Raw genomic sequence first — 19429 nt, forward strand, 5'->3', positions numbered from 1 at the left:
GATTATTTCCTAAGTGAGACGCGAATATTCCAGTCCAGAAGTCCGTACCGGGCACGTTCCTGCAAATCGTCCAGCGCGTTGAACTCGCAGGGCGTGTTTTTGTCCAGGTGCGCAGAGGTGCACACAAAGGATTTGGGGTTGCCCAGCTGCCACATGCCCTGGGCGTTGCGGGCTTCGCCCGTGAAGAACAGGCCGCGCGGCGTATTCATCGGGTCGGGCTGGGCGGGCAGCGGTTTGAGCAGGTTGCGCCCGGCGTTCACGTAGCCGCCGTCAATCCCCGCCAGTGGGAACAGGGTGCTGAACATGTCGCGGTGGCTGGCGGGCTGGGTGAGCTGGTTGCCGCACTGCAACTTATCGCCCCAAATCACAAAGGGCACCTGGCGCATCAGGTAGCGGCGGTGCGCGTCGGCATACACGCCAAAGGAACGCACATTGTGGTCGCCCGTGGCGGCAACGATGGTGTTGTCCTTGAAAGGGCCCTTCTGCACCCCTTGCACAAACGCGCCCAGCAGGTCGTGCGCATAGCGGTAGGTGTCCAGGTTGGGCACCAGCGTGGCCTCGCTGGTCTCGCCCCTCCACTGCTTCATGTCCAGCGGCACGCGCTGGTAGTCCTTGGGCAGGTCGTAGGGCGGATGGTTGGTGGAGGTGAGCACAAACACGAACAGCGGCCGCTCCTTGGGCTGCGCGGCCATGCGCTTCTCCAGGTACTTGTAGACATAGCTGTCCCACACGCCCCACAGACCGACCACGGCATCGGGGTAGCTCTCTTTCAGGTTATTGGCGTCAATGACTTCGTCAAAACCCTGGATCTTCAGCACGCGGTTCAGGTCGCGCCAGCCGGAGCGGGCCGAGGTGACAAACAAGGTGTCATAGCCCGCGCGCTTGGCCACCTGGGCTACCGACCAGGACAGCGGCTTGCGGCCCGCGTCACCCATGGTGAGCGGCGTGATGGGCGTGGAGAACAGGATGGCCTCCAGCGAGGGGTGGGTGCCGGGCTGGGCGGATTCGAAGTTGGAGAAGTGGCAGGCCTTGCTGGGGTCCGTCAGCGTAGGTGCCATGTGGCCCAGCACATCGAAGGTCGGGCTTTGGTAGAGCATGGGCTCGGCGCTCCACGACTCCATGAGGAAGAACACCAGGTTTTTCTTGGGCGTGCCAGCGGGGATAGGGTCGTGCTGGTACAGCGAGGCTTTCACCTCGGCCTCGCTGCCATGCGGCAGGCCCAGCGCTTGGGCAGCGGCCTGGGCGGTCTCAAAGCCCATGGCCTTCAGGCCCACTAGCGGGTCAGACAGGTTTTGCGATTCGCGGCGGCTGTCCCACGCGTATTTGAGGGCGATGACGCCGTTGGGCACCATGTCGTTGAGAAACTGCGAGGTGGTGACGGTCAAGTGCTGGCGCTGCAGCGCCATCTCGCGGATGGTGCCTTTGCCGGCGAACACCAGGGCGAAAAACGCCACGGCGATCACCACGATCTTGATGAGCGCAGGGTGGGGTTGCAGCAAAGCGTCGGGCCGCACCCACCCCACTAGCGCTCGGTGTAGCGCAATGGCACCCCACGTCAGCGCTGCGGCCAGCACCAGAGTCCAGATCACGGGGAAGTCGTGCCAGATGGTTTGCAGCACGGCGTTGGTGTCGTCTTCGACGATGCCAAACACCAGCGAGTCGATGGGGGTCTTGTAAAAGCCGAAGTAGTGCAGATTGACCAGCGACAGCATCACATAGAGCAGCGCCAGCCCCGCCACGATGCGCGCATAGGCCTTGCCCGAGGCCCAAGGGAACACCAGCAGGAGCAAAAAACCGGCAATTGCGCTGACCTTCAGGTCAAACCGGAATCCCTGCAGTGCTACCACGGCGAGATCACTGGCCGATGCGTGGTAACCGCTGGGCCAGAAATACGCCAGTTGCCCCCACCGGATCAGGCTCATCACCACGACTAACGGCACGACCAGAACCCAAGCGCGCAGCAGGCCGCGCAGGGCACCATGGAGAAGGGTTGTCAGGGTGCGGGCAATGGCAGGGTTCATAGCCCTACATTGTCTCAGCGAACAGCTCCCGGCCAATCAGCATGCGGCGAATCTCCGAGGTGCCCGCTCCGATTTCATAGAGCTTGGCATCGCGCCACAGGCGGCCCAGCGGGTATTCGTTGATGTAGCCATTGCCACCGAAAATCTGCACGCCCTCGCCCGCCATCCAGGTGGCTTTTTCGGCCGTCCACAGAATGACGGAGGCGCAATCCTTGCGGACCTGGCGCACGTGCTCCACGCCCAGCAGGTCCAGGTTCTTGGCCACGGTGTAGGCAAAGGCACGGCCGGCCTGCAACACGGTGTACATGTCGGCGACCTTGCCCTGGATCAGCTGGAATTCGCCAATGCTCTGGCCAAACTGCTTGCGGTCGTGGATGTAGGGGACGACGTTGTCCATGACGGACTGCATGATGCCCAGCGGGCCACCGGTCAGTACCGCGCGTTCGTAGTCCAGGCCGCTCATCAGCACCTTGGCGCCGCCATTCACTTGACCCAGCACGTTGGCGTGCGGCACTTCCACGTTGTTGAACACCAGCTCGCCGGTGTGGCTGCCGCGCATGCCCAGTTTGTCCAGCTTCTGCGCGATGGAAAAGCCCTTCATGCCCTTTTCGATCAGAAAAGCGGTGACGCCACGCGCGCCAAGTTCGGGTTCGCTCTTGGCATAAACCACCAGCGTGTCGGCATCCGGCCCATTGGTGATCCACATCTTGTTGCCGTTCAGCAAGTAGTAGCCGCCCTTGTCCTCGGCTTTCAACTTCATGCTCAGCACATCGCTACCTGCCCCCGGCTCGCTCATGGCCAAGGCGCCCACATGCTCGCCGCTGATCAGCTTGGGCAGGTATTTGGCGCGCTGGGCGTCCGTGCCATTGCGCTTGATCTGGTTCACGCACAGGTTGCTGTGGGCGCCGTAGCTCAGACCCACGGATGCCGACGCGCGGGAGATTTCTTCCATCGCAATCATGTGCGCCAGGTAGCCCATGTTGGCACCGCCATATTCCTCACCCACGGTGATGCCCAGCACGCCCAAGTCACCCATCTTGCGCCACAGGTCCATAGGAAACTGGTCGGTCTTGTCGATCTCGGCCGCGCGGGGGGCGATCTCGGCTTGGGCGAATTCACGCACCGCGTCGCGCAGGGCATCAATGTCTTCGCCGAGTTGGAAGTTCAGGCCGGGTAAGTTGTTCATGGTGTGTCTCCTCGGGTGGTCTTGTGGGGGAAATGGGGCTGCGGCTCAGGCCGCTTTTTTGCCCGTGGTCTTGGTGGCAGCCTTGCTCGCGGGCACGGCCGCTTTTTTCTCGCTGGCCAGCAGCAGGGCACGCGCCTCGCGCTGGTGCACCTTGATCTCGTCCAGGTTGGCCTGCAGGTCGGCCATCTGCTCTTCCACCTGCTTGCGGTGGGCGGCCAGCACGTCCAGGAATTTCTTGAGCTGCGCACCCGTGTCGCGCGGGCTGTCGTACATCTCGATGATGTCGCGCGCCTCAGTCAGACTCAAACCCAGGCGCTTGGCGCGCAGCGTCAGCTTCAGCCGGGTACGATCACGTCCGCTGTACACGCGGTTGCGCCCACCGGGGCCCGTGCGCTCGGGCTGCAGCAGGCCCAAATCCTCGTAAAACCGGATGGCACGGGTGGTCAGGTCAAACTCGCGGGCCAGATCGCTGATGCTGTAGGTGGTGCTCATGGTGCGGTAAAAATGGCGACACCGCGGCAGGCAGTGCCTGTCTACAATGCCGTCAAGGTTGACGTTTACGTAAACGTCAATTATGAAGCAAAACGATTGGGGCTTATGAACGACCTGGAACAGCGCCTGCACTACCCCCTGGGTGACGCCCTGCCCGAGAGCGGCCGTTGCATCGAGGTCGCACCCGGCGTGAAGTGGATCCGCATGGCGCTGCCGTTTGCGCTGAACCATATCAATCTTTGGCTGCTGCGCGACGAGATCGACGGTGTGCAGGGCTGGAGCATTGTGGACTGCTGCATCCATAAGAACGAAGCCAAGGCCCAGTGGGAAGACATCTTCACCAACGAGCTGGACGGCCTGCCCGTGCTGCGTGTGATCGTCACCCACATGCACCCCGACCATATCGGCCTGGCGCACTGGTTGTGCCAGCGCTGGGACGTGCCCTTATGGATCAGCGCGCTGGACTACCAGGTGGCCAAGTGGGGCTGCATGGGCCCCACGGCGTTTGGCGGCGAACGTGCGGCCGACTTCTTTGCCATGCACGACCTCAACGATCCTGACACCGTGGCGCAAATCCGAGCGCGCACCAATTACTTTCCGTCCCTGGTGCCCTCCGTGCCCGAGCAGTACCACCGCCTGCTGGATGGCCAGACGCTGCGCATTGGCGCCCACACCTGGCGCTGCATCAGTGGCTACGGCCATGCGCCTGAGCACATGGCGCTGTACTGCGAGGGCTTAAACGTGCTGATAGGCGGCGACATGATGCTGCCACGCATCTCCACTAATGTGAGCGTCTACGAACAGGAGCCCGAGGCCAATGCGCTGGCCTTGTTTCTGGACTCCATCGACAAATTTCTGCCGCTGCCCACCGACACGCTGGTACTACCCTCCCACGGCAAGCCCTTCACCGGTCTGCACGAACGCATCCAGCAGCTGCACGACCACCACCGCGACCGCCTGGCCGAGGTGCTGGAGGCCTGCACCGCACAGCCCTGCAGCGCGGCCGACGTGATCCCCGTGCTGTTCAAGCGCGCGCTGGACCTGCACCAGATCACCTTCGCCATGGGTGAGGCAGTGGCGCACCTGCACATGCTCTGGTATGCGGGGCAACTGCAGCGCACGCGGGGAGACGACGGTGTACTGCGGTTTGCCGTGGAAACGCACTAGCCCACGACCGTTGGTCAGTTACTAAACCGGAACGCCGCTCTAGCGCACCGCAGTGTGCGGCCGGCAGCCCGCACCGCCGCTACAGTGCAGGGCATGCCCCGCTCCCACCGCCTTACCTTCTACGCCTCCTTGCTGCTCTCGCGCCTGGCTGACCAGGTCTTGCTGTTTCTGGTGCCGCTGGTGGTGTACCAGCAGACCGGCAGCGCATCGTGGACCGGCATTGCTTTTTTTGTGGAAACGCTCACCCGCTTTGTCGCCTTCCCCATCTGCGGGGTACTGAGCGACCGGCACCCGCCCGTGCGCCTGCTGCGCCAAAGCCAGGCCTTGCGGGCGTTGAGCTGTGCGGCCGGGCTGGCAGCGGGCTTTGCCCTGAATGGCCAAACGGCGCTCGTGGCACTGGTGCTGGTGTCAGCCGCCTGCGGTGTATTCACCACCCAGGGCGTGATGGCGCGCGAGGTGCTGCTGCCTCACATCTTTACCGGCGAGCGGTTTGAGCGCGTACTAGCTCATGCCCAGATTGCCGACCAACTGGGCATGGTGGCTGGCCCTGCCGTGGCTGCCGCAGCTCTGGCGCTGTGGCCCTGGCAAGGCGTGCTGGGCTGCAGCGCCCTGTTGTTTCTGCTGGCCGATGCGGGGCTGGCCTGGTGGCAGCGCCAGCACACCGGCGCCCTGCCCCAAGGCCGCAGCGCACAGGGTGAGAGCTGGTGGGTACCGCTGCGCACCGCTCTGCGCCACATCGTGCAGCTGCCCGGCCTCAAACCGCTTATTGCGCTGGCTGCAGGCGTCAACCTGGTGGTGGGCGTGACGCAAGCCACGGCCGCCGCCATGGTGACCGGCCTGCTGGCCCAAAGTGATGCGGCATACGCCCAACTGCAAACCGCAGGCGCGGTGGTCACCGTGCTGGTACTGGCCTGGGTGGCGCGTGTGCACTGGCGTGGCCATGCACTGGGCGTGTGGTCCTACACCCTGCTGCTGGCGGGCGGGCTGATGACGGCCTGGGCCGTGCATCCCGCGGTGTATGCACTGGGTTTTTTGCTGGTCATCGGGTTTGACAAGATGTTTAGCGTCTACATCCGCGCCGGTCGGCAGCGCATCATCCCGCCGCAAGACTTTGGCAAAACCAGCGGCGTGGTCGTGCTGCTCAACAACCTGACCCAGCCCTTGGCCGGCTTGGCGGTAGGCCTGGGTGCGCAGGGCGCGGACGCGCGCGGCGTGATCACCGTGCTGGTGCTGGGCATGGGACTGATCGGCGGGGCCGTGTTGTGGATTGGGCGGGACGCTGCAAGCCCAAAGCAAATCAGCTAAGGTTTGCGCTCTTTCAAAGGGAGCGCTTCGCATGATTGACCTGTACTACTGGACCACGCCCAACGGCCACAAGATCACGATGTTTCTGGAGGAGGCCGGCCTGCCCTACCAACTGCACACCATCAACATCGGCCGCGGCGAGCAGTTCCAGCCCGCGTTTCTGGCCATTGCGCCGAACAACCGCATTCCCGCCATCGTGGACCAGTCGCCCGCCGACGGCGGTGCACCGATCCCGCTGTTCGAATCCGGCGCCATCCTGCTGTATCTGGCCGACAAGATTGGCCGCTTCGTGCCGCAGGACTTGCGTGGCCGCAACGTGGCGCTGCAATGGCTGTTCTGGCAAATGGGCGGCCTGGGCCCCATGGCCGGGCAGAACCACCACTTCTCGCAATACGCCCCCGAGAAGCTGCCCTACGCCATCGAGCGCTACACCAAGGAAACCTCACGCCTCTACGGCGTGCTGAACAAGCAACTGGCCGACGGCCGTGAGTACATTGCCGGCGAGTACAGCATTGCCGACATGGCAAGCTATCCCTGGGTCGTGCCGTACGAGCGCCAGGGCCAGAAGCTGGAAGACTTCCCCCACCTGGCCGCCTGGTTTGCCCGCGTAGCGGCCCGCCCCGCCACGGTCAAGGCCTATGCGATTGCCGAAGGCATCCGCAACCCCGGCATGGACGAGGCGGCCAAGAAGATTTTGTTTGGGCAGGATGCGAGCACCGTCAAATAAAAACAGCCCCTAGCCCCCGCGGAATATGCGCAGGCAGCTCCTGATTTCATAGCAAACATCACCACTTGGGAATCGCCGGATCTTTCAAGCTGCCGCGCAGCTCCACGTAGTCAGGCATCACCGATCGCACCGTGTCCCAGAAGCGGGGGCTGTGGTCCATCACGCGCAGGTGGCTCAGTTCGTGGGCCACCACGTAGTCGATCACGGCTTGGCGGAAGTGGATGAGGCGCCAGTTCAGGCGGATGGATCCGTCGCTCTTGGCGCTGCCCCAGCGGGTGCCGGCGTTGCTGAGGCTCAGCTTGGCCCAGCGCACCTGCAGCTGCGGCGCAAAGTGATCTAGTCGCTCTACAAAATTGGCCTTGGCCTGGCGCATGAGCCAGGCCTGCACGGCATCGCGAATCTGCGCCTCGGTGGCCGTGTGCGGCAGGGCGATGCGCAGGGTGGTGACGCCGTCGTCCTGCGCCACGGCGTCCAGCTGCGCGCCCTTGGCGGTAAAGCCGTGACCACCATCCAGTGCGATGCGAATGGAATTGCCAAGATAGGGAATCACCGCGCCCTCTTGCCACACCACCTGGGCATGCTCCTGGCGGGTCTGGCGCTCGCGCGTCTCGTCCAGCTTGCGCAGAATCCAGCCGGCTTTTTCCTGCAGCGCCGCGTCCACCTCCACCAGCGGCGTCCAGCGTGGTGCGCGCACGCTCAGGCCGTCGGGCCCCACCACAAAGCCGATGGTACGGCGCTTGCCGCGTGCAAAGGCGTAGGCCACCACGGCACCGTCCAGCCGCGCCTCGCGGTTGGCCTTGGGGTGCGCATAGTTCACCGGGGCGATGGCGTTGTGCAGCGGCTGACCCGCCACAAAGGGTTGGCTCGATTGCGGACTTGCTACGTTTTTAGGAGCTGCTGGCGCAGGAGCGACGGGGGCTACAGCCCCAAAAGGCTCAAAGAGATCCAGGGTGTAGCGTAGCAACGGGTGCATGGCGCTGGGTGGGCCGGGCAGGCGCTAGCGCAGGGGCGCGTAGGCCTCGGGGTCCAGGCGGCGCATTTCGGCTTCGATCCAGGCCTGCACCTCTTCCATCAGCTCTTTGGGCTCACGCCCCTCGCTGGGAATAGGCTTGCCAATCGACACCTCCACCACACCGGGTGTTTTGATGAAGGCCTTGCGCGGCCAGCACTTGGCCGAGGTCACCGCCACCGGAATCACCGGCGCGCCGGTGGCCACGGCCAGGCGGGTGCCACCCAGCTTGTAGGTGCCCACCTGCCCGCGCGGAATGCGCGTGCCTTCAGGAAACATGATGACCCAGATGCCTTGCGCCAGCAGGCGCTTGCCCTGCTCCACCACCTTGGCAAACGATTCGTTGCGCTGGCTGCGGTCGATGTGGACCATGTCCAGCCGGCCCATGGCCCAGCCGAAGAAGGGCACGTAAAGCAGCTCTTTCTTGAACACATAGGCCAGCGGGTGCGGCATCAGCGTGGGCATCAAAAACGTCTCGAAGGTGGACTGGTGCTTGACCAACAGAATGGCCGGTGCCGTGTCGCCCGTGGGCAGGTTCTCCCAGCCAATCACGTGGGTGCGAATGCCCAGCAGCACGCGCGCGCCGCCAATGGCCCAGCCCAGCCAGCGCACCGCCATCCACCACAGCGGCTTGCCGCGCACGCGGATGGACGCGACCAGCATGATGATGGCCCACGGCATCACCGTGACCAGCATCCACAGCATGTGCAGGCAAGAACGCAGCACGGCCATCAGCCAATTGGGGCGCTTCTGCGCGGGCACGCCGGAGAGGGGGGGCATGCCGCTCATGCCTGCGCCACCAGGTGGTCGGCAAAGGCGGACAGGTCATCGTGCACGATGGTGCCCGGGGGAAAGCTGTCGGGCAGCTCACGCCCCTTGTAGGCTGCGGCCTTGCCGGTCAGCACCAGGTGCGGCACGCAGCCCACGGCAGCGCCAGCAATCAGGTCGCGCGCCGAGTCGCCCACGGCAGGCATACCGCGCAGGTCGACACCAAAACGCTCGCCAATCTGCTCAAACAATCCGGGCTCCGGCTTGCGGCAGTGGCAGTTGTCATCGGGCGCATGCGGGCAGTAAAAAATCGCGTCAACGCGTCCGCCGACCGCGGCCAGCATGGTGTGCATCTTGGCGTGCATGGCGTTGAGCGCCACCACGTCAAACAGGCCACGGCCCAGACCGCTCTGGTTGGTCGCCACCACCACATGCCAGCCTGCGTGGTTGAGCTTGGCAATGGCTTCGAGCGCACCGGGTAGTGGCCGCCACTCGTGGGGCGATTTGACGAACTCCGCACTGTCGATGTTGATGGTGCCGTCGCGGTCGAGGATGCAGAGTTTCATGGCGGGCCTTGTTCCGGTTGGGCGGCGAGCTTGGAGAGGTCGGCCACGCGGTTCATAGCGGCATGCAGGGTCGCCAGCAGGCCGAGGCGGTTGGCCTTGAGCGCAGGGTCTTCGGCATTCACCATCACGTCTTCAAAGAACGCGTCCACAGGCGTTTTGAGGGCAGCTAGCGCTTGCAGGTTGGCAGCGTAATCACCTGTGTCCCACGCCAAATTTGCCTTGATCACCACGGATTTGAGAGCGTCCCACAAGGCTTTTTCTGCTGACTCGACCAGCAGAGCTTCGTTGACCGACGTTTCCACCGTGCCTTCGGCCTTCTTGAGGATGTTGCCCACGCGCTTGTTGGCAGCGGCCAGTGCAGGGGCTTCGGGAAGGCTAGCGAAGGCGCGAACTGCGGCCAAGCGCTTGGGTACGTCGGCCAAACGCTGCGGACGCAGAGACAGCACGGCGTCTACCTCCTGCGCGCTGTAACCCTGCTCGCGCAGGGCGCCAGCCAGGCGGTCGAAAATGAAGTCAGCCAAAGGATCCGTTGCATCGGCGATCTTGTCGCCAAAGGCTGGCACTGCGTTGCGCAGGAGTGGTGTCACGTCCAGTCCCAGGTCTTTCTCCAGCAGCATGCGGATCACGCCCAACGCATGGCGGCGCAAGGCAAACGGATCCTTGTCGCCGGTAGGCAAGTTGCCGATGCCAAACATGCCCACCAGCGTTTCGAGCTTGTCGGCCAGCGCCACCACCACGCCCACATCGTTACGCGGCAAGCTGTCACCGGCGAAACGCGGCTTGTAGTGGTCTTCGATCGCATGGGCCACGGCTTCAGGCAGGCCGTCGTTGAGCGCGTAGTAGCCACCCATGATGCCCTGCAGCTCGGGGAACTCACCCACCATGTCGGTCACCAGGTCGGTCTTGGCCAGTTGCGCGGCTTGGTCAACATGTTTGAACCATTCTGGGTTCGACACTTGGTTGACGAACAGTTGTTGAGCGATGGCCTTCGCAATGGCACGCACACGCTCCACGCGCTCGCCTTGTGTGCCCAGCTTGTTGTGATAAACCACCTTGCCCAAACCTTCGACACGCGAAGCCAGAGTCTTTTTCCGGTCCTGGTCAAAGAAAAACTTGGCATCGGCCAGGCGCGGGCGCACTACGCGCTCGTTGCCGCCGATGACAAAGCTCGTGTCTTCGGGGCTGATGTTGCTCACCACCAAAAACTTGTTGGTCAACTTGTCATTGGCGTCCAGCAGCGGGAAGTATTTCTGGTTGGCCTTCATGGTCAGGATCAGGCATTCCTGCGGCACGTCGAGAAACTGGGTTTCAAACTCGCAGATCAGCACATTGGGCCGCTCGACCAGTGCGGTCACTTCGTCCAGCAGCGCGTCGTCATCAATCGGCTTGCAGCCACCGCCCACCTTGGCCGCCGCAGCGGCCAGTTGGCGCACGATCTCGGCGCGGCGATCGGCAAAGCTGGCAATCACGGCGCCATCCATGGCCAGGATGGCCGCGTAGCCATCGGCATCCGGGATCACCACGGGCGAGACGGCCGCTTCAAAACGGTGGCCTTGCGTGCTGTTGCCCGCATGCAGGCCCAGAGCCTGCACCGGCACCACGTCGGCGCCGTGCAGCGCAATCAGGCTGTGCGCGGGGCGCACGAAGCTCACGCTGCTCCAGCCCGGCAGCTCGCAGCCGCTTTCCAGCTGGTAGGTCATGACCTTGGGGATAGGCAACTTGGCAATCGCGTCCAGCAAGGCCTTTTGCAGACCTTCGGCCAGGGTCGCGCCCTTGACGGTGCTATCGTAAAACAGCGCTTCAGCCTTGCCATCGGGTGCGCGCTTCAGGCCTGCGACGGCCGACGCATCGGCGCCCAGCGCTTGCAGCTTCTTGAGCAATGCGGGCGTGGCGTTGCCAGCAGCATCCAGACCCACGGCCACGGGCATCAGCTTTTGCGACACGGCTTTGTCTGCGGCCTGCGGGGCCACAGCCGTCACGTGCACAGCCAGACGACGCGGCGACGCAAAGTGGGTCACCACTGCGTCCGAATTTGCCAACCCTTGGGATTTCAAAGAATCCGCCAACACGGACGAAAACGCCTCACCCAGCTTCTTCAAAGCCTTGGGTGGCAGCTCTTCCACAAACAGTTCAACGAGAAGGTTTTTGCTAGTCATCGTCATGTCTCTCACGCGGCCTTCTTCGTCATCTGTTCCACCCACGCACGCGGCGCCATCGGGAAACCCAGGCGCTCACGGCTCTCGTAATAACTCTGCGCCACGCTGCGCGCCAGGTTGCGGATACGGCCAATGTAGGCGGCACGCTCGGTCACGCTGATGGCGCCACGCGCGTCCAGCAGGTTGAAGCTGTGCGCGCACTTGAGCACTTGCTCGTACGCCGGCAGCGCCAGTTGGTTTTCCATCAGATGCTTGGCCTGCTTTTCGTGCGCATTGAACGCGGTGAACAGGAAGTCCGCATCGCTGTGCTCGAAGTTGTAGGTGGACTGCTCCACCTCGTTTTGCTTGTACACGTCGCCATAGCTCAGGCCGTCGGTCCAGGTCAGGTTGTAGACGTTGTCCACACCCTGCAGGTACATGGCCAGGCGCTCCAGCCCGTAGGTGATCTCGCCCGTGGCGGGCTTGCAGTCGATGCCACCCACCTGCTGGAAGTAGGTGAACTGCGTCACCTCCATGCCGTTGAGCCAGACTTCCCAGCCCAGGCCCCAGGCGCCCAGCGTCGGGTTTTCCCAGTCGTCTTCGACGAAGCGAATGTCGTTTTTCTTCAGGTCAAAGCCCAGCGCTTCGAGGGAACCCAGGTACAGCTCCAGGATGTTGCTGGGTGCTGGTTTCAGGACTACCTGGTACTGGTAGTAGTGCTGCAGGCGGTTGGGGTTCTCGCCATAGCGGCCGTCCTTGGGGCGGCGGCTGGGCTGCACATAGGCGGCTTTCCAGGGCTCGGGGCCAATGGCGCGCAAGAAGGTTGCGGTGTGCGAGGTGCCGGCGCCCACTTCCATGTCATAGGGTTGCAACAGGGCGCAGCCCTGGTCAGCCCAATAGGACTGCAGTTTCAAAATAATTTGCTGAAAAGTAAGCATGGTGCGTGGGCTGGTGCGCGGCAGGGTGCCGCGGCAAGAACGTTCGTTCGAGTAAACCCCGCATTTTACGGGGCTGCAGGCACCTAGCGCGTGCGACGGCCCAAGCGCCAGGCGCCCGCGATCAGCAGCAGGCACACCACCCACAAGGGCCACAGCCCAAAGCGCGCAGCCCACCAGGCAAAGGGCGTCACGCCGGTGCGGCCCTGCACCTCGCCCACCAGTACGCCACGGGTCAGGCGTGGCAGTTCTTTTTGCACCACGGCCTGGTGGTCCAGGATGGCCGTGGCACCCGTGTTGGTGGCGCGCACAAAGGGGCGTTGAAACTCCAGCGCCCGGGCGCGCGAGATGTTCAGGTGCTGGTCTAGCGCCACCGAGTCGTTGAACCAACCCAGGTTGCTCACGTTGGCAAACACCGTGGGCGCCAGCGCTGCGTCGGTGAATCGGCTGGCGAGTTCCTCGCCGTACAAATCTTCGTAGCAAATGTTGGGCGCCACGCGCTCGCCCGCCACTGGCAGCGACGGCTGGCCCAAGGGCCCGCGGTTGAAGTCGCCCAGCGGGATGTTCATCATGCGGGTGAACCACTTGAACAGCGGCGGAATGAACTCGCCAAACGGCACCAAATGGTGCTTGTCATAGCGCCAAGGGGCTTTCTGACCGGGCGTCAGAGCCAGCACCGAATTGGTATAGCCCTGGGTGTAACTGCCCAGCGGAATGCCGATGATCGCGGCCGACTTGCCATTCACAAAATGCTGCTCCAGGGCAGACCAGTAACCCTCAGGTAGCTGCTGCGGCAACAGGGGCACGGCGGTTTCCGGCGCCACGACCAGGGCCGTGCTGCTGCGCTGCAGTTGCTCGGCGTACCACTGCAGGGCCAAGGGTACGCCACTGCCCGTCTCAAACTTCTCGTCCTGCGGGATATTGCCTTGCAGCAAGGTCACGCTCAGCATGCCGCTGGGCTGCGTCCAGTTGTTCCAGCCCGACGGAGCCAGCTGGGGGAGCGCGAACACGCAAGCCGCCAATCCGAAATTCAGCAAGCCACGGCGCGACGACAACAACGCCACGGACGCCGCACCCCAGGCCGCCAGCAGCCCCACGCCATAAGTGCCCACCCAGGGCAGGTACCAGGCCAGCGGGCCGTCCAGGTGTGCGTAACCCACCGCGCCCCAGCCAAAACCAGTGAGCCAAGTGCCGCGCGCCAGCTCCGCCGCGGTCCATAGGGCGGCAAAGCCCAGCGCGGCCACCAAGGGATGCACCTGCCGCCAGCGCCAGAACGCCCAGGCTGCAGCCGCGTAGTACAGGCCCAGCGCGGCAGCCAGCGCCACGATGGCGACGACGGCCAGCAGTGCGGGCAGCCCGCCGTAGGTGTGCAGGGCAATGAACAGCCACCAGAACGTGGTGCTGAGCCACACGGTGACAAACCACCAGGTGCGCCCGGCGGCGGCACGCGCCGACGGGGCCCGCAGCACAGCAACCACCAGCACCGTTTGGGCTACAAGCTGCAGCCACCACAGCGTGGTGCCTTTGGCAAAAAATACATCAAATGGCCAGGAGACCCCCGCCGATTGTGCGCAAGCAGCTATGAAAAGCGTAGCAAGCCATGGCAAGGCGCTGGGCGCATCCGGCACCCGGAAAAACATGGCAGGTCGCGCGCTCACGCCTCTGCGTGGGTGGGCACAGGCGACACCTTGAACCATTTGACTGCGCCGCCCTTGGTGTGCAGCACGACAAAGTCCAGGCCGCCCAGCGTATGGCGTTCGCCGCGCTTGGGTACATGGCCCATCTCGTGGGCGATCAGGCCACCAATGGTGTCGAAGTGGTTCTCGGGGTCCGAGCCCGCCAGGGTGACCGAGAAGGCGTCGTTCACGCGCTCCAGTGGCGTGTCGCCGCTCACGCGGTAGGTGCGGTCAGCCAAGGCGAAGATATCGCCCTCGTCTTCGGGAATGTCGAATTCGTCCTCGATCTCGCCAACGATCTGCTCCAGCACGTCTTCAATGGTGATCAGCCCGGCCACGCGGCCAAACTCGTCAATCACGATCGCCAGGTGGTTGCGGTTACCGCGGAAATCACGCAGTAGGTCGTTCAGGCCTTTGGACTCGGGCACAAACACGGCGGGGCGCAGCAGCGCACGGATGTTGAGCTCAGGGGCACGCTGCAGCTTGAGAAGATCCTTGGCCATCAAGATGCCAATGATGTTTTCGCGCTCCCCATCAAACACCGGAAAGCGCGAGTGCGCAGTGTCGATGACCATGTGCAGCAGCGCATCCAGGGGCTCCTGGATGTTCAGCAGGTCCATGCGGGTCGCGGGCACCATCACATCGCCAGCGGTCATGTCCGCCATCCGGATCACCCCTTCCAGCATCACCCGCGACTCGGCGCCAATGATGTTGTTGTCTTCCGCCTCGGCCAGCGTCTCGATCAGCTCGGCCGTGGAGTCCGGGCCCGGGTGGATGAATTCGGCCAGTTTCTGGAGAAAGGTGCGCTTATCCTCTTTATCAGACAAACGCGCGGGATGGGGGTCGGACACTCGTGTAGGGCAGAAACTGCCGTGGTTGCGGAGCGCTAAGGATAGCGGATTTGAATGTCAGGGCGAACTGCGCTGGTTGGCATCAATCACATTGCGGCGGATTTCCTGGATATCAGCCAGAAAACTCCAGAAACTTTTGGCCTGCGACTTCAGCCGGTAGTCGGTCTGCGCGATCTGCTCTTCAATCATTTCCGTCATGCGCGAGTCCAGTGACGCCGGGGGCAAGCGCAAGTAGGCTTCGGACTCCGAGCCATCCCGCTCCACCCGCGCGCCGGCGTTGCGTGCGATCTTCAGCATGGCGGCGTTCTCGGTCAGCGCGTGGATGAACATCAGGCTCACGCCATCGTTGCTGGCGTGCATGGCAGCGCGGTCAAACAGCCGCGCGCCATAGCCGCGTCCGCGCGCGCCGGGCAGCACGGAGACACCAAACTCGGCACAGCTCTCGTAGCGCTGGTCCTTGGCATAGGCCAGGTGCGCCACGGCAAGCAGTTCGAGCTTGCGGTTGTAAATACCAAAGATCTCGTCGCGCTCAAAGTCCAGCGCGTTCACGTATTGGTGGATTTGCTCATCCCGCGTCCACTGGCCAAAGCGCAGATAACGGTCCTGCGGCTCCAGGGCCAGCAAATGCAGGGCGATGCGCCCACGGTGGTTTTCGCCCAGCGAACGGATGGGCACCAGTGTGGGGGTAGCCCGGGGCGTGCCGGTGTCGTCAGATTCCGAAGGCGGGCGCAAAAACTCGCGGCCAGCCTCCAACGAAGCTCTGATCAGACTTTTTGTATCAACCATGGCATGAATATAAGGGTTTTCCCTAGTATTTTCACCTCAATCGTGTAAAGCCCCTAGCCTACCCGCGGCGAGAGGCTCCATCCCGCCCGATACACTCGGGCTCATTGAACACCTTATGACCGCCGCAGACACCATTCGTCACGCCCTGGACCGTGTTGCCGCCCTGCGTAGCGAAGCGGCGGGGGATACCCGCCTGCTACAAGGCCTGAAGGCCATCAAACGGCTGCAGGCGCAGCGTTTTGCGGGCACCTATGGGGATTTGCTGGCCACCAAGGCCTTCGCGGCACCTACCCACTTCTTCCTGCACGAGTTGTACAGCGAGCGCGATTTCTCTGATCGGGACCAACAGTTTGCGCGCATTGCGGGCGCGTTACAAACCTTCTTTCCCGCGCAAGTGGTATCCACGGCCGTGGCGTTGGCTGAGTTGCACGCCCAGACCGAAGCTCTGGACCTGATGATGGCACAGGCCTGGTGTGCGCTAGGCGGTGACGACGTGCCCCGGTACCTCAAAGCCTGGCGTTCCGTGGCATCGCTGCCCGTAAGGCAAGCGCAGCTACAGGCGGTATTGGACATTGGTGCGCAGTTGGACCGGTTGACGCGAACCCCAGGCCTGCGCATGACTTTGCGGATGATGCGTGGCCCTGCCAAAGTGGCCGGGCTGGCCTCGCTGCAAGCCTTTCTGGAAGCCGGTTTTGATACCTTCGCTGGCATGGGTGGCAGGGGTGCGCAAGCGCGCGAGTTCCTCAACACCATCGCACAGCGCGAAACCCATTGGATAGAGGCCCTGTTCAACACGCCGGTTGTCGCCTGCGAGACCAAATTGCACCAGTGCCTAGGAAAAGCCCTGTGAACCCCTTGTGCGGCCATCGGCACAATGGTTTGAACAGGAGCACCCATGGAAAAAATCTGGCTGAAGAGCTACCCCGACGACGTCCCCCACGAGATTGACCTCTCCCCTTTCAAGTCGCTGACCCAACTGCTGGAAGAGTCCTTCCGGCGCAACGCCAAGAATCCATTTTCAGTTTGCATGGACCGCTGGATGAGCTACGGCCAGCTCGATGAGCTGTCGAGCACGTTTGGCGCGTGGCTGCAAAGCAAAGGGCTTGAGCCTGGCGCACGCGTGGCGCTGATGCTGCCCAACATCCCCCAGTTTGCCGTCAGCATGGCCGCCATTCTGCGCGCCGGCTACACCTGTGTAAACGTCAATCCGCTCTACACCGCGCGCGAGCTAGAGCACCAACTCAAAGACTCTGGCGCAAGCACCATCATCATCTTGGAGAACTTCGCCCACACGCTGGAGGAAGTGATCGACCGCACGCAGATCCAGCATGTGGTGGTCGCCTCCATGGGCGATTTGCTCGGCTTTTGGTACGGCAACTGGATCACCTTCGCCATCCGACACTTGGCCAAAATGGTTCCTGCCTACAAGTTCGCCTTGCCCGCCGGCCGCTCCGTCACGGCATTCAATCGGTGCTTGGCAGAAGGCAGCAAGATGAGTCTGAGCAGCGCGTCGGTCAGCATGGATTCCATCGCATTCCTCCAATACACGGGCGGCACCACCGGCCTCTCCAAGGGCGCCGTGTTGACCCACCGTAACATCGTTGCATCCATTCTGCAGTCAGAGGCCTGGTTCAAACCCGCGCTGTTGCGTGTAGGCGATGCCAGCAAACTCAACCTGATCGCGGCCCTGCCCCTGTATCACATCTTCGCGCTCGGTCTGTGCATGCTGTCCATACGGTTTGGCGCTCACATGACGCTGATCCCCAACCCCCGGGATTTCTCCAAATTTGTTGCGGTGTTGAAGAAGCGTCCCTTCCACATCCTGCCGGCAGTGAACACCTTGTTCAATGCGTTACTGCAACAGCCTCAATTCAAAACCCTGGATTTTTCCAACCTCTGTGTCACCCAGGCCGGTGGTATGGCAGCGTCAGAAGGCACCTCAAAGCACTGGATGGACACTACCGGCTGCCCCATGGTGGAAGGCTGGGGCATGAGCGAAACCTGTGCAATCGGTACCAACAACCCCGTGAACTCCAAGGCGTTCTCGGGAACGATTGGCTTGCCTTTGCCCAGCATCGATATAGCCATCAAAGACGAAGCGGGAAATTCCCTGTCCCCGGGCTCTTCCGGTGAAATCTGTATCCGCGGACCGAACGTCATGACGGGCTATTACCAACAGCCTGAGGAGAATGCCAAGGCCTTTACGGCCGATGGCTTCTTGCGCACCGGCGATGTGGGCATCATGGACGAACGTGGTTACACGCGCATCGTGGACCGCATCAAGGACATGATCTTGGTTAGCGGCTTCAACGTATTTCCATCCGAACTGGAGAATGTCATCTCCTTGTGTGAAGGTGTTCTGGAGTGCGCGGTGATCGGTGTTGCAGATGCCAAACAGGGCGAAGCGATCAAGGTGTTCATTGTGCGCAACTCTCCAACATTGTCGGAGTCGGACGTACTGAAATACTGTGATGCCAATCTCACAGGCTACAAGCGCCCCAAGTACATCGAATTCCGGGACGAGCTGCCCAAGTCCAATGTCGGAAAGATCCTGAGAAGGCAATTGCGCACGGAGAAATAATGCCGTACGCCGGGGCGATGCTGGAGCCCATTCGACTGAAAGCCTCGCCGCCATGCGAGGCTTTTTTATATGCGTTGAATCAGACTCAAAACGTACAGACAAAAAAAAGCCCCACCTGTTTAGGTGGGGCTTTTTCGGCTTGTAATAGCCTGACGATGACCTACTTTCACACGGGAATCCGCACTATCATCGGCGCTGACTCGTTTCACTGTCCTGTTCGGGATGGGAAGGAGTGGTACCAAGTCGCTATGGTCGTCAGGCATAACTTGTTGCCACCTTGACTAGGTCAAGGCGACCAATTTATAGAGCTAATCAGCTTGTCTTTTACGACACCTACCGGTGATTTTGTACACGGGTAGGATTTTGAATGCGTCAACTTGGCATAACTTCCTTCAAGCTACTTTCGTAGATCAAAGTTATAGGGTCAAGCCGCACGAGCAATTAGTATCAGTTAGCTTAACGCATTACTGCGCTTCCACACCTGACCTATCAACGTCCTGGTCTTGAACGACTCTTTAGGGGGCTCAAGGCCCCGGCAGATCTCATCTTGAAACGAGTTTCCCGCTTAGATGCTTTCAGCGGTTATCTCTTCCACACTTAGCTACTCGGCAATGCCACTGGCGTGACAACCGATACACCAGAGGTGTGTCCACTCCGGTCCTCTCGTACTAGGAGCAGGCTTCCTCAAATCTGCAGCGCCCACGGAAGATAGGGACCAAACTGTCTCACGACGTTTTAAACCCAGCTCACGTACCTCTTTAAATGGCGAACAGCCATACCCTTGGGACCGGCTACAGCCCCAGGATGAGATGAGCCGACATCGAGGTGCCAAACACCGCCGTCGATATGAACTCTTGGGCGGTATCAGCCTGTTATCCCCAGAGTACCTTTTATCCGTTGAGCGATGGCCCTTCCATACAGAACCACCGGATCACTATGTCCTGCTTTCGCATCTGCTCGACTTGTCAGTCTCGCAGTTAAGCACGCTTATGCCATTGCACTATCATCACGATGTCCGACCGTAACTAGCGTACCTTCGAACTCCTCCGTTACGCTTTGGGAGGAGACCGCCCCAGTCAAACTGCCTACCATGCACTGTCCCCGATCCAGATAATGGACCTAGGTTAGAACCTCAAACACACCAGGGTGGTATTTCAACGTTGGCTCCACGATACCTAGCGGCACCGCTTCAAAGCCTCCCACCTATCCTACACAGATCTGTTC

At 62.1% G+C, this 19429-nt stretch carries 16 protein-coding genes and 2 rRNA genes (1 of these 18 running past the window's edge); 5 read left to right on the plus strand and 13 right to left on the minus strand.

The window, feature by feature from the left end; genetic code table 11:
* Positions 1–2: 2 nt before the first annotated feature.
* From AC097R_RS19225 to AC097R_RS19235, 3 genes are read right to left on the minus strand one after another with little or no spacing between them, the layout of a single operon-like run.
* Complete coding sequence (locus AC097R_RS19225; RefSeq protein ID WP_479599832.1) at positions 3–2021, minus strand: LTA synthase family protein; 2019 nt, start codon at positions 2019–2021, stop codon at positions 3–5.
* A 4-nt stretch (positions 2022–2025) separates the two neighbouring features.
* Positions 2026–3207, minus strand: coding sequence for an isovaleryl-CoA dehydrogenase (locus AC097R_RS19230; RefSeq protein WP_479599833.1), 1182 nt, complete (start codon positions 3205–3207; stop codon positions 2026–2028).
* Between the two features lie 45 nt (positions 3208–3252).
* Positions 3253–3699 carry a MerR family transcriptional regulator gene (locus tag AC097R_RS19235; RefSeq protein ID WP_479599834.1) on the minus strand — a complete coding sequence of 149 codons (447 nt, stop codon included), beginning with the start codon at positions 3697–3699 and terminating at the stop codon, positions 3253–3255.
* A 105-nt stretch (positions 3700–3804) separates the two neighbouring features.
* Here AC097R_RS19235 and AC097R_RS19240 point away from each other — a divergent pair, with 105 nt between their 5' ends.
* The 3 genes from AC097R_RS19240 to AC097R_RS19250 all read left to right on the plus strand — a co-directional run bounded on the left by AC097R_RS19240 (position 3805) and on the right by AC097R_RS19250 (position 6898).
* Positions 3805–4866: an MBL fold metallo-hydrolase gene (locus tag AC097R_RS19240; RefSeq protein ID WP_479599835.1), complete on the plus strand. Its 1062-nt coding sequence runs from the start codon at positions 3805–3807 to the stop codon at positions 4864–4866.
* A gap of 93 nt (positions 4867–4959) precedes the next feature.
* A complete protein-coding gene (locus AC097R_RS19245; RefSeq protein WP_479599836.1) occupies positions 4960–6171 on the plus strand; it encodes an MFS transporter in 1212 nt (403 codons plus the stop codon).
* A 31-nt stretch (positions 6172–6202) separates the two neighbouring features.
* Entirely contained in the window at positions 6203–6898 is a 696-nt protein-coding gene (locus tag AC097R_RS19250) for a glutathione binding-like protein (protein ID WP_479599838.1), read from the plus strand.
* Between the two features lie 58 nt (positions 6899–6956).
* On the opposite strand, the gene AC097R_RS19255 is transcribed toward AC097R_RS19250, so the two are convergent.
* From AC097R_RS19255 to AC097R_RS19290, 8 genes are all read right to left on the minus strand, one after another.
* Positions 6957–7871, minus strand: coding sequence for a M48 family metallopeptidase (locus tag AC097R_RS19255; protein ID WP_479599839.1), 915 nt, complete (start codon positions 7869–7871; stop codon positions 6957–6959).
* A 24-nt stretch (positions 7872–7895) separates the two neighbouring features.
* Positions 7896–8639, minus strand: a complete 744-nt coding sequence (locus AC097R_RS19260) for a lysophospholipid acyltransferase family protein (RefSeq protein ID WP_479599890.1) — start codon at positions 8637–8639, stop codon at positions 7896–7898.
* A 53-nt stretch (positions 8640–8692) separates the two neighbouring features.
* Positions 8693–9241, minus strand: coding sequence for a D-glycero-beta-D-manno-heptose 1,7-bisphosphate 7-phosphatase (gene gmhB, locus AC097R_RS19265; protein WP_479599841.1), 549 nt, complete (start codon positions 9239–9241; stop codon positions 8693–8695).
* A complete protein-coding gene (gene glyS, locus AC097R_RS19270) occupies positions 9238–11397 on the minus strand; it encodes a glycine--tRNA ligase subunit beta (RefSeq protein WP_479599843.1) in 2160 nt (719 codons plus the stop codon). The genes gmhB and glyS overlap by 4 nt, the downstream gene beginning before the upstream one ends.
* A gap of 11 nt (positions 11398–11408) precedes the next feature.
* Positions 11409–12314 (minus strand): glycine--tRNA ligase subunit alpha, encoded by a 906-nt coding sequence (gene glyQ / locus AC097R_RS19275; RefSeq protein ID WP_479599844.1) that lies wholly within the window; start codon positions 12312–12314, stop codon positions 11409–11411.
* Between the two features lie 83 nt (positions 12315–12397).
* Positions 12398–13969 (minus strand): apolipoprotein N-acyltransferase, encoded by a 1572-nt coding sequence (gene lnt, locus AC097R_RS19280; protein ID WP_479599845.1) that lies wholly within the window; start codon positions 13967–13969, stop codon positions 12398–12400.
* A complete protein-coding gene (locus AC097R_RS19285) occupies positions 13966–14838 on the minus strand; it encodes an HlyC/CorC family transporter (protein ID WP_479599847.1) in 873 nt (290 codons plus the stop codon). The genes lnt and AC097R_RS19285 overlap by 4 nt, the downstream gene beginning before the upstream one ends.
* Before the next feature lie 57 nt (positions 14839–14895).
* Entirely contained in the window at positions 14896–15624 is a 729-nt protein-coding gene (locus tag AC097R_RS19290; protein ID WP_479599849.1) for an N-acetyltransferase family protein, read from the minus strand.
* A 115-nt stretch (positions 15625–15739) separates the two neighbouring features.
* Here AC097R_RS19290 and AC097R_RS19295 point away from each other — a divergent pair, with 115 nt between their 5' ends.
* Positions 15740–16474: an FFLEELY motif protein gene (locus AC097R_RS19295; protein ID WP_479599850.1), complete on the plus strand. Its 735-nt coding sequence runs from the start codon at positions 15740–15742 to the stop codon at positions 16472–16474.
* A 45-nt stretch (positions 16475–16519) separates the two neighbouring features.
* Positions 16520–18205, plus strand: coding sequence for an AMP-binding protein (locus AC097R_RS19300; protein ID WP_479599852.1), 1686 nt, complete (start codon positions 16520–16522; stop codon positions 18203–18205).
* Between the two features lie 147 nt (positions 18206–18352).
* Here the strand turns inward: AC097R_RS19300 and rrf are convergent.
* Both rrf and AC097R_RS19310 read right to left on the minus strand, forming a co-directional pair.
* Positions 18353–18465, minus strand: a 5S ribosomal RNA gene (rrf, locus tag AC097R_RS19305).
* Between the two features lie 160 nt (positions 18466–18625).
* Positions 18626–19429, minus strand: a 23S ribosomal RNA gene (locus tag AC097R_RS19310); it runs 2077 nt beyond the window's last position.

The organism is Rhodoferax sp. ZS1R25, assembly GCF_056521335.1.